This window comes from Streptococcus oralis (genome assembly GCF_964238205.1).
Taxonomy (GTDB): Bacteria; Bacillota; Bacilli; order Lactobacillales; family Streptococcaceae; genus Streptococcus; species Streptococcus oralis_CZ.
In genome coordinates, this window is record NZ_CAXSLF010000012.1 from 1 (window position 1) to 1051 (window position 1051).

Consider the following 1051-nt stretch of genomic DNA (forward strand, 5'->3'; position numbering starts at 1 on the left):
CAGCAAGCACATCAGCATCTGAATCAGCATCAACAAGTGCATCTGAGTCAGCGTCAACATCAGCTTCTGAATCAGCATCAACAAGTGCGTCAGAATCAACAAGCACATCACCTTCTGAGTCAGCGTCAACATCAGCTTCTGAATCAGCAAGCACATCAGCTTCTGAGTCTGCAAGCACGTCAGCATCTGAATCAGCGTCAACAAGCGCATCTGAGTCAGCAAGCACATCAGCTTCAGAATCAGCAAGCACAAGCGCATCAGAATCAACAAGCACATCACCTTCTGAGTCTGCATCAACGTCAGCATCAGAATCAGCAAGCACAAGCGCATCTGAGTCAGCGTCAACATCAGCATCAGAATCAGCAAGCACATCAGCGTCTGAATCAGCGTCAACATCAGCTTCAGAATCAGCAAGCACATCAGCATCAGAATCAGCAAGCACAAGCGCATCAGAATCAGCAAGCACATCAGCATCAGAATCAGCAAGCACATCAGCTTCTGAGTCTGCATCAACATCAGCTTCAGAATCAGCAAGTACATCAGCTTCAGAATCAGCATCAACAAGTGCATCTGAGTCAGCAAGCACAAGCGCATCTGAGTCAGCAAGCACATCAGCATCTGAGTCTGCATCAACAAGTGCGTCAGAATCAGCAAGCACAAGCGCATCAGAATCAGCAAGCACATCAGCTTCAGAATCAGCAAGTACATCAGCTTCTGAATCAGCATCAACAAGTGCATCTGAGTCTGCAAGCACATCAGCTTCAGAATCAGCGTCAACAAGCGCATCTGAGTCAGCAAGCACATCAGCATCTGAGTCTGCATCAACAAGTGCGTCAGAATCAGCAAACACATCAGCTTCTGAGTCTGCATCAACATCAGCTTCTGAATCAGCAAGTACATCAGCTTCTGAATCAGCATCAACAAGCGCATCTGAGTCTGCATCAACAAGTGCGTCAGAATCAGCAAGCACATCAGCATCTGAGTCAGCGTCAACATCAGCTTCTGAATCAGCAAGCACATCAGCTTCTGAATCAGCATCAACAAGTGCATC

General features: G+C 47.2%; 1 pseudogene. It reads right to left on the minus strand.

Annotated features, from left to right (window positions below):
* Positions 1-1051, minus strand: a pseudogene (locus tag ACESOD_RS09770) (adhesive domain-containing protein); the annotation flags it as partial.